This window comes from Candidatus Nitrosopumilus sp., assembly GCF_040878665.1.
Lineage (GTDB): Archaea > Thermoproteota > Nitrososphaeria > Nitrososphaerales > Nitrosopumilaceae > Nitrosopumilus.
In genome coordinates this window covers 155718-169105 of sequence record NZ_JBBDLU010000007.1, presented here as the reverse complement: position 1 = coordinate 169105, position 13388 = coordinate 155718, and the positions used below count along the sequence as shown (strand labels likewise).

At 33.8% G+C, this 13388-nt stretch carries 16 protein-coding genes; 3 read left to right on the top strand and 13 right to left on the bottom strand.

The window, feature by feature from the left end:
• Window positions 1-330: 330 nt before the first annotated feature.
• On the top strand, window positions 331-507 hold the full coding sequence (locus tag WDZ98_RS07365; protein ID WP_368059720.1) for a hypothetical protein: 177 nt from the start codon (window positions 331-333) through the stop codon (window positions 505-507).
• Window positions 508-524: 17 nt separating this feature from the next.
• On the opposite strand, the gene WDZ98_RS07360 is transcribed toward WDZ98_RS07365, so the two are convergent.
• The 6 genes from WDZ98_RS07360 to WDZ98_RS07335 are packed head-to-tail and all read right to left on the bottom strand — an operon-like array spanning window position 525 to window position 2555.
• Complete coding sequence (locus tag WDZ98_RS07360; protein ID WP_368059722.1) at window positions 525-1262, bottom strand: PD-(D/E)XK nuclease family protein; 738 nt, start codon at window positions 1260-1262, stop codon at window positions 525-527.
• A 25-nt stretch (window positions 1263-1287) separates the two neighbouring features.
• Complete coding sequence (locus WDZ98_RS07355; protein ID WP_368059724.1) at window positions 1288-1602, bottom strand: hypothetical protein; 315 nt, start codon at window positions 1600-1602, stop codon at window positions 1288-1290.
• Window positions 1603-1604: 2 nt separating this feature from the next.
• Window positions 1605-1952, bottom strand: a complete 348-nt coding sequence (locus WDZ98_RS07350) for a hypothetical protein (RefSeq protein WP_368059726.1) — start codon at window positions 1950-1952, stop codon at window positions 1605-1607.
• On the bottom strand, window positions 1952-2212 hold the full coding sequence (locus tag WDZ98_RS07345; protein WP_368059728.1) for a hypothetical protein: 261 nt from the start codon (window positions 2210-2212) through the stop codon (window positions 1952-1954). Before WDZ98_RS07345 ends, WDZ98_RS07350 begins: the two co-directional genes overlap by 1 nt.
• Window positions 2209-2409: a hypothetical protein gene (locus WDZ98_RS07340; protein ID WP_368059730.1), complete on the bottom strand. Its 201-nt coding sequence runs from the start codon at window positions 2407-2409 to the stop codon at window positions 2209-2211. The genes WDZ98_RS07345 and WDZ98_RS07340 overlap by 4 nt, the downstream gene beginning before the upstream one ends.
• Window positions 2406-2555: a hypothetical protein gene (locus tag WDZ98_RS07335; protein ID WP_368059732.1), complete on the bottom strand. Its 150-nt coding sequence runs from the start codon at window positions 2553-2555 to the stop codon at window positions 2406-2408. Before WDZ98_RS07335 ends, WDZ98_RS07340 begins: the two co-directional genes overlap by 4 nt.
• 169 nt (window positions 2556-2724) lie before the next feature.
• On the opposite strand from WDZ98_RS07335, the gene WDZ98_RS07330 reads away from it, so the two are divergent.
• Entirely contained in the window at window positions 2725-3486 is a 762-nt protein-coding gene (locus tag WDZ98_RS07330) for a DUF6293 family protein (RefSeq protein WP_368059734.1), read from the top strand.
• A 10-nt stretch (window positions 3487-3496) separates the two neighbouring features.
• Here the strand turns inward: WDZ98_RS07330 and WDZ98_RS07325 are convergent, their stop codons facing one another.
• The gene (locus WDZ98_RS07325; protein WP_368059736.1) at window positions 3497-4378 is read right to left on the bottom strand and encodes an HNH endonuclease; all 882 of its coding nucleotides are present in this window, start codon (window positions 4376-4378) and stop codon (window positions 3497-3499) included.
• 78 nt (window positions 4379-4456) lie between these two features.
• Between WDZ98_RS07325 and WDZ98_RS07320 the strand changes: the two genes are divergently transcribed.
• Window positions 4457-4579 carry a ribbon-helix-helix domain-containing protein gene (locus WDZ98_RS07320; protein ID WP_368060955.1) on the top strand — a complete coding sequence of 41 codons (123 nt, stop codon included), beginning with the start codon at window positions 4457-4459 and terminating at the stop codon, window positions 4577-4579.
• A 241-nt stretch (window positions 4580-4820) separates the two neighbouring features.
• Here the strand turns inward: WDZ98_RS07320 and WDZ98_RS07315 are convergent, their stop codons facing one another.
• The 6 genes from WDZ98_RS07315 to WDZ98_RS07290 all read right to left on the bottom strand — a co-directional run bounded on the left by WDZ98_RS07315 (window position 4821) and on the right by WDZ98_RS07290 (window position 13275).
• Window positions 4821-5183: a hypothetical protein gene (locus tag WDZ98_RS07315; RefSeq protein WP_368059740.1), complete on the bottom strand. Its 363-nt coding sequence runs from the start codon at window positions 5181-5183 to the stop codon at window positions 4821-4823.
• Window positions 5184-5711: 528 nt separating this feature from the next.
• On the bottom strand, window positions 5712-8138 hold the full coding sequence (locus tag WDZ98_RS07310) for an AAA family ATPase (protein ID WP_368059742.1): 2427 nt from the start codon (window positions 8136-8138) through the stop codon (window positions 5712-5714).
• Complete coding sequence (locus WDZ98_RS07305; protein WP_368059744.1) at window positions 8128-9384, bottom strand: exonuclease SbcCD subunit D; 1257 nt, start codon at window positions 9382-9384, stop codon at window positions 8128-8130. The genes WDZ98_RS07310 and WDZ98_RS07305 overlap by 11 nt, the downstream gene beginning before the upstream one ends.
• 2 nt (window positions 9385-9386) lie before the next feature.
• Complete coding sequence (locus WDZ98_RS07300; RefSeq protein ID WP_368059746.1) at window positions 9387-10946, bottom strand: ATP-binding protein; 1560 nt, start codon at window positions 10944-10946, stop codon at window positions 9387-9389.
• The gene (locus WDZ98_RS07295; RefSeq protein ID WP_368059748.1) at window positions 10946-12043 is read right to left on the bottom strand and encodes a DNA double-strand break repair nuclease NurA; all 1098 of its coding nucleotides are present in this window, start codon (window positions 12041-12043) and stop codon (window positions 10946-10948) included. Before WDZ98_RS07295 ends, WDZ98_RS07300 begins: the two co-directional genes overlap by 1 nt.
• A gap of 347 nt (window positions 12044-12390) precedes the next feature.
• A complete protein-coding gene (locus WDZ98_RS07290) occupies window positions 12391-13275 on the bottom strand; it encodes a hypothetical protein (protein WP_368060142.1) in 885 nt (294 codons plus the stop codon).
• Between the last annotated feature and the right edge of the window lie 113 nt (window positions 13276-13388).

The window sequence follows — 13388 nt, the reverse complement described above, 5'->3', positions numbered from 1 at the left end:
TAAATAAAAGGTGTCCTTTGCAACATGTTCAATAGTTTCATGATGACTATTGGATAACTTTAATTCAGAACACTAGTAAAAAATGAAAATAACACAATGTTTTTCAACAATGTATTATTAGTCGTTATCTCTTCCGCCGCCAGATGGCTTACCTGGATTTTTGCTAGGGTAGCCACCGCCTTTGCTTTTTCCCATGTTCAATATAATGTATAAAAATATTAAAGAATTCCTACTAATTGATATTTGAAAAATTATATTCCAAAGTCATCCATGTATAATTTAGAAAACCATATCTAGTATGTAATCGTATTTTGCCACATGGGTGGTACTTTGGGTCAGTGTCCTATTTGTAAAAAAAGAACCGAACTAACACAACATCATCTCAAAGAATTAGGAAAAGATGAAAAAGGAGTATATCATAAACTAGGCTTATGTAATGATTGTCACGTTTGGCATGAAAAATATGTTAATGCTTTGAAAACATTTGAACTTAATTTTGAAAAATAGAATTTGTATTATATTTTTTAAATTCTATAATTGCACATAGTTTTCAAATTACACGCATTACACTTTGATTTACTATTGTGATGTTCTGGATGTATAATTCCAAGTGATATGGTTGCAAATTTTTCCAAAGATGTATGCAAATAATGTAGTGCAAATGCATCCTGATAATCTGAAAATATTTTGTAAGGCTCTCTAGTTTTTCTATTGCAAATTCGTATCTGCCACTTTTTTTGAGTATGTGGCATATCAAACCAATCTTCTGGATTTTTACTTCTAGTTGCAGAATAACTTGAATTCAGATATGTCAATACTTGTAATAGTTGACTGGGATACGGCTGTGTTTTTTGATCATAAATCTCAGGCTTGCCTGTAAATTTGTCATCTTGAACTATTAGTGTTCCATCAACTCTTAGAATTTTATCAATTCTGCCTGAAAGAGAAACTAGAACATTTTCTGCTGGAAATTCAAGTGGAACCATCAATGTAGAATGAATATTTTCTCTTGCAAACTCGATGTTTTTTTCTTCATCTTTAATCTCTTCCATTAATACTGGTTCCAACTCTACATGCTCTTGTTCGTATTTTTCTTCTGCAGTGTGAGCTTTGGTCCCTAAGATAAGGGACTGAGATGGTTTTGGTTTTATATCTTGAATAGATAATGGAATTTTATATTCACAATATCCTAGAGAATCTGCAAAATCTGTAACTGATGCAGATAGTACAGTGATATCTGTTTCTCTATTGATTTTAATCAATATTTTTCTTTATTATGTTGATTATTCAATATTTTCTTAAAAATACTCTTAATTTTTTAAATCCATTTAATCCTAATTTGATAAAATTATCATCTACTCCGTATTTTTCAAATATTCTTCTTAGAAAATAACTCCTGGCAAAAGATACTGTTGCATAAACCAAAGTAATTGCCAAATTTGCAACTAGCGGGTCTTGCTTGATCCAACCCATGGACAAAGGCAAAATCACTATTCCAAGACCATATCCAATTGGATAACCTCCAAATGAATTGACAAATGCCTCATTTAGGCTCTTTTTGTGAGAATCTATTCCTGTACTATTTTTTACAATAATTGACATAATTATATTCCAAATCCTGTTATGTTGTATTTCCAAAAAAATAATGTTCCAGGATCATACCATTTTGGGTACCACCCTCTTTGTGCAAGCCAGATGTAGATATCTTTGTGAATCCCATTGGCATACATTGTTTTTACCTTAACTCCATCCATTATGCATTCTCCAAACTCTACACTATGATCAAATGGTGGTAATCCTTTGTATATCCAGGCATTATCTCCTGATGTCCAAATTCCACCTTTAGTACAGTCAAAATTTTCAGATTTTTTTATAAAAGTAATCTCTGGAATCATTTTCTTTATCCCTTTGATGATCTGTAGTCTACTCCACTGATTTTCCATATATTGCATTAATCATACACCTCTTCTATATTGAATCCTTGATCAAAATCAAAAGAATCTATTTTATCTAAATTTAATTCTCCCCATTTACTTTCACAATCATTACAATACCAAGCAGGTGAGTCATCATCAATACAATATCCTCCAGGATAAACTCTCTTTTCTGCAACTAGTTTTAGATATTCTTCTTCATCTGCAGGATATCCATAAATAATCTCACAAGTGTTTGCACTATTGCATTTTGGGCAAGTTGGATTTGAGACATTCATTTTAACTCTTTCCTGGAATCTTTAGATATCTCATGTTGTTCATAGTTTTTACCTTGAAAAAATCTGTGAATTTCTAGATGGTTTTTTTCATACCAATGTATGATAATTAACAACCAAACAAATACTCCGACTATTGGAATTAACACTAGAATAGCACTAGGTGCTGGAACTAGAAACAATCTGTTTGCGTTTATCATGACTTTTCCTTGAATTGTTTTTTTAGATCAGTGTATGATTCTCCAATATTCTCAAAACTCAATAAAATGTAATTGTCATGATTGGGTTTATCTTGAATTACTAGACCAAATGGCACTTTACATTCTCCTAGTTCTAGTGCTTTCAATGTTTTTCACCATAACACATTGGTTCATCCTTATCCTCAAATTCTCGAATGATTCTTGGAAAAAAATTGGCTGTGGGCTTTTCACCCACTTGATGGCTTTGGTGCAATAGTGTAACTGGTTTCATGAATTATTTGCGTGATCAGAATTATTATATGGTATGTCAATAGTATGCATACTATACATACCATGACAAGAATTGCAAAATTACGTGTCCATATTGCCCCAATTGGCTATGAGATTGACAGAGTTGTACTTCCAGCAAAACAAGAAAGAGCAGACAAGGTTTGGCTTTTACTGCATGAAAATAAGAATGAAGACAAAGCTGGGCCATTTGTAAGTAAAATAAAAAATCAACTAGCAAAACTCAACATTGAGATTAAAGAGGAATATCATGACAGACGAGATTTATTTAAAATTATTCGTGCAATTAAAAATATTATAGAAAAAGAACAGGGAAATGACATTTATGTAAATTTGGCATCTGGCAGTAAAATCCAGGCAATTGGCACAATGATGGCATGTATGATGTTTAATGATGATTCAAATATTCATCCATTTTATGTTGAAGCTAATAATTATCCTGGATTTGAAGGAAAGACTCCTCTGTCCACTGGGATAAAAGAGATTCAAAATGTTCCGCCATATTCAATTAAAATTCCTGATCAAAAATTAATTGATGCGCTAAAAATAATTAAAGAAAATAAAGGTAGACTGACAAAAAAAGAGATTGCTAAATTATGTGAGGAAAAACAACTAATCACAATTAATGCCAAAGAGAAAAATCACTCCATGGCAAGATTTGCAAGTTTGGATAAAAATATCATACAGCCTTTGGAACAGTGGAAGTTTATTGAGATTGAAAAAATTGGTAGGAATAGATGGATAAAAATCACTGAAGAAGGTAAGAATGCTGCAGAGTTTTTAATTTAATCTCAAAATTTTATTTTCCACTTGTAATTTTTTCAAATCTTTTAAATTCTCTTATGTAATTTTTTTCATAGTAATAGGGTTCTTTTAATTTAAGATCTTCTTTATTTCGTTTTAATATTATGTCAAAATCTTCTCTATTGGGAGGTTCTATATCCCATTTTTTTCTATTACATTCATTACATGCACCAACAATATTGTATTGTTTTGTTTCATGTACAAAATGATCTGGTATATAATGATCTTGAATTTTAATTGGTTTTGTTTTGCAAAAAAAACAGACATGACCTTGTATTTCTTTAATTCTATCAAAGTCTGTTTTAGATAATTTTTGTATGGTTCTTTCTTTCGTAGATATGAAAGATGGTAGTGGATCTGGGAAGGATTTTACAATTATTGAGTCAATCTGATGTGTGGGACCAAAGGAATCTATTGTTTTACTTTCAATTGTGAGATATTTTCCATCCTGAGAAATGTTAAAAATTTTACATCCAATCATTACTCGTTCTAAAATCTTTCTTGTAAGACAATCCTTGATAATTTTTTGTCTTAATTGGTCGTTAGTTTTAGAAAAAAAAACTGTACTTTTTGGAATTTTATTTTTCTTTCTTTTATTATCTCTAAAATCATGTAGAATTTTAGAAATTGCTTTATCTTCATCAAATTTAGGTACAAATTTTTCGGAATAGAAAATCTGTCTCCATGAATAATATCCTAACTTAGCAGCGATAAAATCTAATCCCACCTTGAATTGATCATTTTTTGTAATAAACTCTCCCCATTTCTCATTTTTAGTATCGTATTCTATCAAATCAATCAATGATCTTATGATTAATAATTCGCATAGACTATGCTCTTCTTTTTGTAAATTATCAAATGCTGTTTGCCATATCATCCTACTAAGAAGTATATTATCTCACTCTTTGATAAATGCTACTCAATCCTACCTTGTCATGTCTTGTCAAAGGTAAATTTGAGTATTACACTTGATTCAGATCTTGTAAAATGGATTGATCAAATGATCAAAATAAAAAAGTTTGCAAACAGATCTCATGGATTAGAATATGCCATTTCTCAACTAAAAGAAAAAGAATGAATCGAATTTTTCTAGGAAATTTTTTCACGTACCTGTAATTTGTTTTTAATTTTTTTATCAATGAATTTAGAAAAATTTGTCTGAAGTATAATGCGATATCAACTACATGGACTTTTGTATGTACTGTCTTTCCATATTATTCATATGATGTGTGATGTCGTGAAATTTTATATCTGATAGAATGCGGTGTTTAAATATTTCATAACTATCTGTGATTTGAAAAATTTTGTTTCTACTTTATTTATTCTGGATTTATTTTCCAGATTGGTTGAGACTTTATCCATGTTGCAAGTTCTCTGAATCTTGTGTTGTTATTATAATTTAGTAGCATGAGTTCATAATTACTTCCACTCCACTTGACACTCTTTGTGAATTTTGGGTATTTTACAAAAACTAGTTTTTCATAGTACTTTATGCCATTTGTCATGTTCTTATATTGTTGTTCACCATACCTAACAGCAGATAGATCAATTATCAATCCATCCACCCATCTTCCTGTACTGTTACTTAGAACATATTGATGATTAAGGAAATTTTCAAGAGATTCATGGACTAAATCTTGAATTATTAATTGATTAATGGGTTCATGTTTGAAGGTAGTCATTTCTTACTCTCCATTCTTTTCATATTCTCAATGTTTTCTAGATTTGATTCTAATTCTAATCTATCAAGCATGAATACTGCACCAAAATACATTACTGCCAATATCGCTCACCATACATCATTGGTTTATCGTTATCTTCAAATTCACGAATGATTCTTGGATAAAAATTAGAAATCATTTCACTGTTTTTTTGTATTGTGTTTGTTTTCATAAAATAACTAGGCTTTGGAAATTATTATATAACATGTCAATAGTATGCATACTGTACATACTGTGATAAAAATTGTAAAACTACACAGTATGGTTCTACAGTAACATTAGGATGTGTGATCCACATTCACTTGTAGATATTTTACCTAATTCTGAAAATCCAAGTTTAGATGAATCTAAACAAGAGTTGGGACAAATTTCAAACCTTGTATCCAATAAATATTAAAAATATGATAAGAAACAACATGATTATCTAAATTCTTTTTGTTTTCCCAAAGCATTCCACCAACTTTTGGCATTACATGACACTTACGTTCACTAGGACATTCTTGCAATCTTTGAAATCCCATCCTGCTTTGAAATCTGAAATATATTATCCACATACGTCTCCAATTCCTTTTCATGAGAGACCAAAATGATTTGCTCTGATTTTAACTCATCTAGTACCTCGCGAATCTTTCCTAGCTGATTTTTAGAAAATCCATCAGTTGGCTCATCTAAAATCAACAAATTTGATTTCATTGAATCTGTCTCTTTTCTCATTAGTGAATTTAATGTCAATCTATACGCCAATGCAATGCTGGTCTTCTCCCCGCCTGACAAATAACCTACCTCCTGGTCGTATCCGTCTTGATTCACAATTGGTGTAAAATTTTCATCAATTCTTGATTCTTTGGTAGGATCCTCAACCAAAATAGAGTACCATCTACGATAAGTCTCATTAAAATTCTGCAATATTGACAGCAATACCTGCTTTTCAATTTGAATAATTGCTGGAACAAAAAATGCCTCTAGCCATTCTTTATGCTGTGAAACAATCTTAAATTTACTCTCATATTTCCTAGATTCTGTAATTTTTTTCTGATTCTGAACAATCTTTTCTTGCTCGTTGTGCAATTTTTCTTGAGATGCTGCAACCATATTTGAAATTCCAGATATCTCTTTTCTAAGTGAATCTAAATTATCTTCTACTTTGAAAATACTTTGTTCGATATCTTCAAATGATATCAACTCTGTCTCTGTTTTTTTTAATTCAGTCTCATTTTCTAAAATTATATCTTCTAGTTTTTCACCTTCTTTTTGATTTTCTATAATTGATCTCTCAATTCTCTGCTTTGTCTCTACAATTTGTTTAATCTTATCAGTAACACTTTCAAATTTCATCAAATTATCTTTGAGTTCAGTCAGATACTCTACTGGGTTTTTGCCTTCAAACTCTGAATCCTGAAGTTTGTTTTGCAATCCTTTGATTTCAGTGCCTAATTGGTTCTCTCTTGCTGATTTTACTCCATACTCTTCCACTCTTGGAATTATTTCACGTAACTGCAAAATTTCCTGCTCGTATGCCTCTATTTTGCCTTGAATCTCTTTGGATTTTTCCTTTGACTCAAAAAACGACTCTGTAATTTCATGTAATTCTCTAGTTAGTGATTTGACTTCTATGTCTTTTTCATCAACTAAACTGTGGTGATGTTTTTCTGTAATCTCTTGCTTGCATGTAGGACAAGCGTTGCCTAGCTGGGAAAATCGTGCAATCTCTTTTTCTAGTGAATTCTTTAGCGTCTCTTTTTGAATTTTTTGGTCATTTACCTTTTCTAATTTTTCTTTAATCTCTGTTGCAAATTTTTCTAGGGATTCTCGCTCTCTAATTAATTCATCTAGTGTATCTTGGAGAGATTCTCTTTTCAAATCTAACTTCGCACCAAAATTTTCTTTTAATCGTATAATGTCTTCTTCTGCACCCTTTCTTTCTGATTCTAATTTTATCATCTCATCGTTGATTTTCTGGAATTTTTTAATCTCTGATACTATCTCTGGAATTTTTTTACTAATTGGAGGACTCTTTATCTCTAATAGTGGACCTAATTTTTCAGTATTTTCTTTTAATTCATCTTCCCAACTTGCAAAATCTTTTTCAATTCTTTCAATTCTTATTTTGGCTGAATCTATCCTGTCTTGCAAATTTTCTTTTCTAGCTTTTAATTTTATTTTCTCATTGTTTTTAGCTTGTAATTCTTTATGTTCTGCATTTAGTTTGTCTTCTTGCTCCTTTAACACTCTGGTTTGATTTTGTTTTTTTGCCAGTTCCTCATTTAACTCAATTACTAGTTTTTCTGATTCACTAATTTGTGATTCTAATTCTATAATGTTGCTAAACTTTTGCTGCAACACTGCCAATTCCAGGCGAATCTGACTGGTAACTTCTTTTGCGTTCATTTCTGCAATGCTGTAATCCTCAATTCCAAATGCTCGTCTGATTGTCCCAAGGCGCTTTCTGGAATCACCTAGTACCTCTTTCATGGCTTCCTGGGGCGTAAATATCGCATATCGGAATATTCTACTCTCTGCAGTAGGCTCTGTAGGCTCGTTGAACTTTAATATCTGCAATACTCGCTGCTTTAGTTCAGATGGTGATAGTGGTTCTATCCCGTCACCCGTTTTAATCCAGGAATTCTTTGGGTCCTGGTTTACCCCGGTACTTTTTCTTTTCAGTGTGCGCTTGATCTCAAATTTCTCGCTATCCACTGAAAACTCTAAAACCACATAACCTGATTCAGATTTTTTTGCCAAAAGCGACTCTGCTTTCTGAGAACCCAAACCAAACAATGCAAATTCAATTGCCATCAGTATGGTTGATTTTCCAGAACCAATGTCCCCTTCAAACAAAGAAATTCCGCGAGGAAACACAATCTCCTCATGTGTATAACTGCGAATATTTTCAATTATTATGGAATTAAGAAGCATCCGAATCCAATCCTAGTGTGCCAAACGCATTTTCTTTAATCCTGCTGTTGTAATCTGCAACTTTTTCATTTTCCAATTTCTGATGTACCAATCCTGCAAGTAATTTTTTTGCCAATTGCACACCTTGTTCCCCAATGAGATTTTTCTGCTCAAATCGTAACTGGCCAATGTTTTCAGAAAACACATTTGTCTCAATCTCTTCTTTGTTTGCACCCTTTGCTTCTGTAATGGAATACTCTTTTGAAGTTAATTGATTCTTGTTAATATTTACCATCAATGCCCCTTTTTGATTCAACTCATCTCTAATTGTAGAGATGTCCACATCTGCAGTCTTTCCTTTGGTCATCTCTCCTTGCACTTTGATAATTATTACCTGTTTGGCAGGATCAATGTCTCTTATCTTGTCTTGCAGTTCTTTGTTTACAGATTCTGCAATTCTATTTTCTGCATTTACCTCAATTACTTTGTAACTTGTATTTGCAACTTCGACAAACTCAATCTTGTTTATCTTTTCTTCAAACTCTACAATTACAAACCCGCGTCTCTGGCCCTTTGCATTGTCTTCGAGATCACTGTGATATCCTGCAAACGGAGTTCCAGGGTATACTACATTTGGATGATCATCAAATTTCTGAGCATTGAACTTGTGCATGTGGCCTCCAGCGTAATAGTCAAAGTTTTTTGGCAGCAAAGAGAGTGGCATATTGGCTCCGTCCATACCTGAATCTGTCTTCATCTCGGTAATTCCTCCATGAAACAGGAAAATTTTGAGGCCAGACTCTGCCTCCAAAGAATCACTGTCTAGCTTTTCATAATATTCGCGGTCTTTGCCTACTTTGAGGCCAGACAAGCCAGCTATCTTTACGCCCGTTTTTTTATCTATTAAAAAATCCAAAACAATTTTGCCATTTTCAGACTCTTTTACTTTGGTAACTTTGGTGATGTAACCGACTGCTGCAAGCAAATCAATTACTGAATTTGACACCGGCGAGAAATCATGACTGCCGTAAACAACATACACTGGAATTTTCGCATCATAAATTTGCCTAAACTTGGCAAATGCAAATTTCTGCACTCTCATCTCTGGAATATTTACATGAAATAAATCCCCTGGAATCAAAATAAAATCTATTTTTCTCTCTATACATTGATCACAGATTTTCTCAAAGACATCTTGCTCTATCTTTTGTAGTGCTTCATGTTTTTGAAAACCTAGGTGTATATCTGACAGATGAGCAAATCTCAAAACTAAAACACCTTTGTCTTTGTAGTGTCTTTGATGATTCCTTTACTCTTTACTATATCTTCAAACAAGGGAATTTTTATTGGCATTGCAAATGGCACAAAGATGCTAGTGATGATTGCCTCTCCTTTATCCAAGCTTGCAATGTTTTTGTCATCTTCAGATAAATCCTGAGAAGCTGAAGATATGATTGCCTCTCTTTCTTGTTTCATCTCATTTCCTAGAATAATTTTAGTATTCATGTTTGCCAATATGCTTCTAGGTATCACACTGCTTAGCTGTGTAATTGCAGTCAATCCCACTTTGAACTTGCGGCCCTCTTTGGCAATTGTCGAATAGATGTTGTCATTTTTTGTAGTCAACACATCGACTCCAATTACGCGAGGGGCCTCTTCAATTACTACAGTAGCTACTGGCTTTCTTGCCAACTCGCCAGTTGCCTTGTATGCTTTGTATTTATCAAATAACTTTGATGCAATGATATTTCCAACAATCAATTCTGCCTCATCTCCCAATCTTGAAGTATCCAGTACGACCACCTTGCCTTGCTCTATGTCTTTGACAATATCATCAACAGTGGTAAATCCTTTGGTTGCAGAATCAAAGACTTCGTGCTTTGAGACCAAATGCCCTTCCTCATCCTTGACTAGACCCAAAATTAGGCGTAATTTACGCTGAATCACCCCCATTGTAGCTGCTGCAATCCTGTCTTCGGCAGCTTCAGGCGATGTCAGCATCAATGTGGTAAGCCAGGTATCGTGTTGCTTCCAATGATAGCTTCGAATTGCCTGAAATTGTGCATCTGAAAAGTCTACAATACCTTCAAAGTGCTCCGGTCTAATTGATTGCAAATTAACTGTCAATCTGTTTGCACCAGCTGGCGGATTTGATGGGGTATAATACACTAAATTCTCTCTTGCCCTTGCGTGGTCCTTTAGTCCGACTCCCTGTCGTCCAAAATATTCATCATGTGCATCAAGTACAAGTGCGCCAACCTTGTTTGAATCCAAGACATGCCACAAAATCGTCTTTACCAAATTTGATTTTCCTCTACCTGTAGTCGCAGGAATCAACACATGATGCGAAAACACATCTTCTGAAGGCAGCCAAACTTCAGCCTCTTTGATCACTTTACTTCCACTTCTGATGTATCCTACAAAGATGGAATCTTTTTCTTTGTGCAAAAATTTCAAGTCATTGCTAGTTATCAATCTTAATTTGTTAAAAAATGAGGGAAGTGATTTTGGAATTTTTACTTCACCTTTTTCTTTATTCACTCTAGCTAAAGGTTTGATTCTAGCCAAAACATAATTTACAAATTCAGGTTCGTAAAACTGTGCATCCATTATTCCTTGCTCTAAGTTGACACCTGACATCATCTGCTGCATTTTATCTTGTATCTGACTACCATACTCCAGAGCAAACACTTGCAAAATCAAGTACGACCCATTCTCTTCAGAGACCATCAGATCTCCAATCTCTAAATTGCTTCCAGCTTTCTGTCTAACTATGATATCTCCAAACTTTCCGCCAACTACTTGACCTACTATAGAAATATCTTCCATTAGCTGGTCACTCCATTTAGTGCATCATGTGCTGCCAAACTTGCAGCATACTTTTGTAATTTCTTCCATTCTGGTCGTCTGAGCTGTTCGGCAAGTATGAATCCTTTGTACATTCCTAATTCATCCATTCTTACTTGGGCAAATCTGTCTGCATCAATTGCCCCATACGGATATCCCATCATGGCAACATCTTGCGAGTTTTCAGCCAGGCTTTCAAGCACAGAATTGAGTTCCTCTGGGCTCATTTTGTAAAACTGTTCTCGCAGTATTTCAAATCTAAAGACAAATCTTGATTTTGGATGAAACTTTACTACCATCATAAAACCTCGGTCATCAGCTGATACCTCATCTGCAATTTTGATATGCCATTTTCCAAATGGTACCTCTTCTGCAATCTCTGAAATTCTTGCAAGTAACGGGTCACCTGACTCTGTAATTAATCTACTAGTCTTTGCCAAACCGCACACAATTACACCCTTTTTTTGAGCCAACTCATACAGTCTTGTGGAATATTTTACCTCATTTTTAAAACCTGTCTGCAGTGAACCGTCCATAACTATCATGTCTCCTTGATTCAACTCATTTTCCACTACATGAATTGCCAGTTGCCATTCTGCAAACCTTCTTCCAAGTGAATTTAGTTTGGCACCTTGCAAAATAGATGTGCTTTCAGTCTTTGATGTTAGGTCGCTTTCTGATGGAAGATACTTTTTGTCTTCTGGGTTGTGTGGGAATAGTCTTGTGTCGTAACTGACTTTCTTTTTTCCGTCTTCAGTGCAAATCTTTGATAAAACATAAGAAAAGAACTGGACTCGAGGATTTGCTTTTGGCTTGATTCTCTTTTTGCCCTGAAACAATGAAAAGTACACTCGATTAATTGTTATTAAAAAATTTGGCGTCTCCTCTAATGGCCCATCACCGCCATCCACAAATGCCATCTTTCTGTGTGATGTGATCGGCTTTATCTCCTGGAACTCTGAGGGTGCAATGAGAAACTGCTTTCCATTTCCATTGTTTAGTATTACGTCAGAGTGTTCTTTTTGTGATAGATGAGCTCCTAATTCCTCGATTAAACTTTTTACTGGATTATCATTCATATTTTTTCTCTACTTGCATTGTTATGATATTTTCCTAGAGTAATAATCTGACTGTTAGTTATGGTGTTTTTGACTTGATTCACAGATCAAACTATTTTAGAACTGGTATTAAGAAACATGAGTATAGTATGCATACTTTACATACAATTTAGCCTCAAATTTTCTCATTTTATGCACTAATCTAGTGCCACTTTGTCTGTTCGCTTATTTTCAACGCTGCAATCCCGTACACCAAAAGCCATCACCGAGTCCGGTGGATGGTTGTACTCCTTTCTTGGATGCTGCCTGAGAGTCTGAAAATTAAATGGTATTTTTTCAATGATTCGCCAAACTTGCCCACTTCAAACTCATCCTATCTTGCCTTTGAGAATAATTTTTTCATTTGAATTTGATGGCGTAGATTTATCGATGTATCTAATCTCGTATTCATCTCCGATATGGATTGTTTTCCCATCTAATTGTCGTGGAATTTTAATTATAACCTCAAATGTATCTGTATTGGGACCTGTTTCTACAAGATGACTTCTGTTTGCTTCAAATTTTGGATTGGCAAGCGTGGTTCTAATTCCACCTTCACTCCTAAACTCTAATTCACTTAATGAAATCTTATCTTCGTTTTTTGAATCTCTGTTTGCATCAGGTTCATAAATTCTTACAGTAAATTCATGGCCTATTCGTGAACCTCCTCCAGACGATTCTACTTTTGCAAACGTCTTTGTTAATGGCACTGATTTGACCAGAATTCTTTGTTCTCCTGAATAATCTGATTCATCCAAATATTTTATCAAAACAATATCGTCTTGACTCAGCGGTCTTCCATTTATTGTCTCTGGCAATTCCAATTTGATGTAAAATTGACCAGTGTCTGGTCCTGTTTCAATCATGTTTTTTGGTCCATTGATGGGAATTCCGTTAATGGTAAATTCAAACAATCCTTGAATCGGAACAACCTCTATTCCCCTATGTGCTGTATTCAGATCCTGATCAGTAATGTAGAAATTCACTACTGACATGCTTGATGCAGGAACTGTCTGCATCTCTTTTTCTGATGCTGTAACTGATTGGATATCTTTTTGCAAATCTAAAAAATTTATCGGAATAAATAACATTCCTATTTTTTTCATTCTCTCTGCTGTATCTGGTTTTACACAAGCTGCATCTCCGTTTGTTCTGATCACTCGTTCTAATCCTACTTTACAAATTACATCTACAGCTGAAATTCCTTGCTCCATCTGTTTTCTTGGCGAATCAATCTCTGCATTGATTGGCAGAATAATTGAAAATAGCAAAAAAAATGATATTGTCAAAAGGATATTCTTATTTTTATTCAATTCTAATTCAAATT

What these genes read in the sequence shown, in the direction of transcription:
- WDZ98_RS07345 (WP_368059728.1), bottom strand. Translation starts at nt 2,212, where the DNA reads ATGAATGTCTCAAATCCAACTTGCCCAAAATGCAATAGTGCAAACACT.
- WDZ98_RS07340 (WP_368059730.1), bottom strand. Translation starts at nt 2,409, where the DNA reads ATGATAAACGCAAACAGATTGTTTCTAGTTCCAGCACCTAGTGCTATT.
- WDZ98_RS07355 (WP_368059724.1), bottom strand. Translation starts at nt 1,602, where the DNA reads ATGTCAATTATTGTAAAAAATAGTACAGGAATAGATTCTCACAAAAAG.
- WDZ98_RS07310 (WP_368059742.1), bottom strand. Translation starts at nt 8,138, where the DNA reads ATGCTTCTTAATTCCATAATAATTGAAAATATTCGCAGTTATACACAT.
- WDZ98_RS07295 (WP_368059748.1), bottom strand. Translation starts at nt 12,043, where the DNA reads ATGAATGATAATCCAGTAAAAAGTTTAATCGAGGAATTAGGAGCTCAT.
- WDZ98_RS07330 (WP_368059734.1), top strand. Translation starts at nt 2,725, where the DNA reads ATGCATACTATACATACCATGACAAGAATTGCAAAATTACGTGTCCAT.
- WDZ98_RS07350 (WP_368059726.1), bottom strand. Translation starts at nt 1,952, where the DNA reads ATGCAATATATGGAAAATCAGTGGAGTAGACTACAGATCATCAAAGGG.
- WDZ98_RS07325 (WP_368059736.1), bottom strand. Translation starts at nt 4,378, where the DNA reads ATGATATGGCAAACAGCATTTGATAATTTACAAAAAGAAGAGCATAGT.
- WDZ98_RS07300 (WP_368059746.1), bottom strand. Translation starts at nt 10,946, where the DNA reads ATGGAAGATATTTCTATAGTAGGTCAAGTAGTTGGCGGAAAGTTTGGA.
- WDZ98_RS07290 (WP_368060142.1), bottom strand. Translation starts at nt 13,275, where the DNA reads ATGGAGCAAGGAATTTCAGCTGTAGATGTAATTTGTAAAGTAGGATTA.
- WDZ98_RS07315 (WP_368059740.1), bottom strand. Translation starts at nt 5,183, where the DNA reads ATGACTACCTTCAAACATGAACCCATTAATCAATTAATAATTCAAGAT.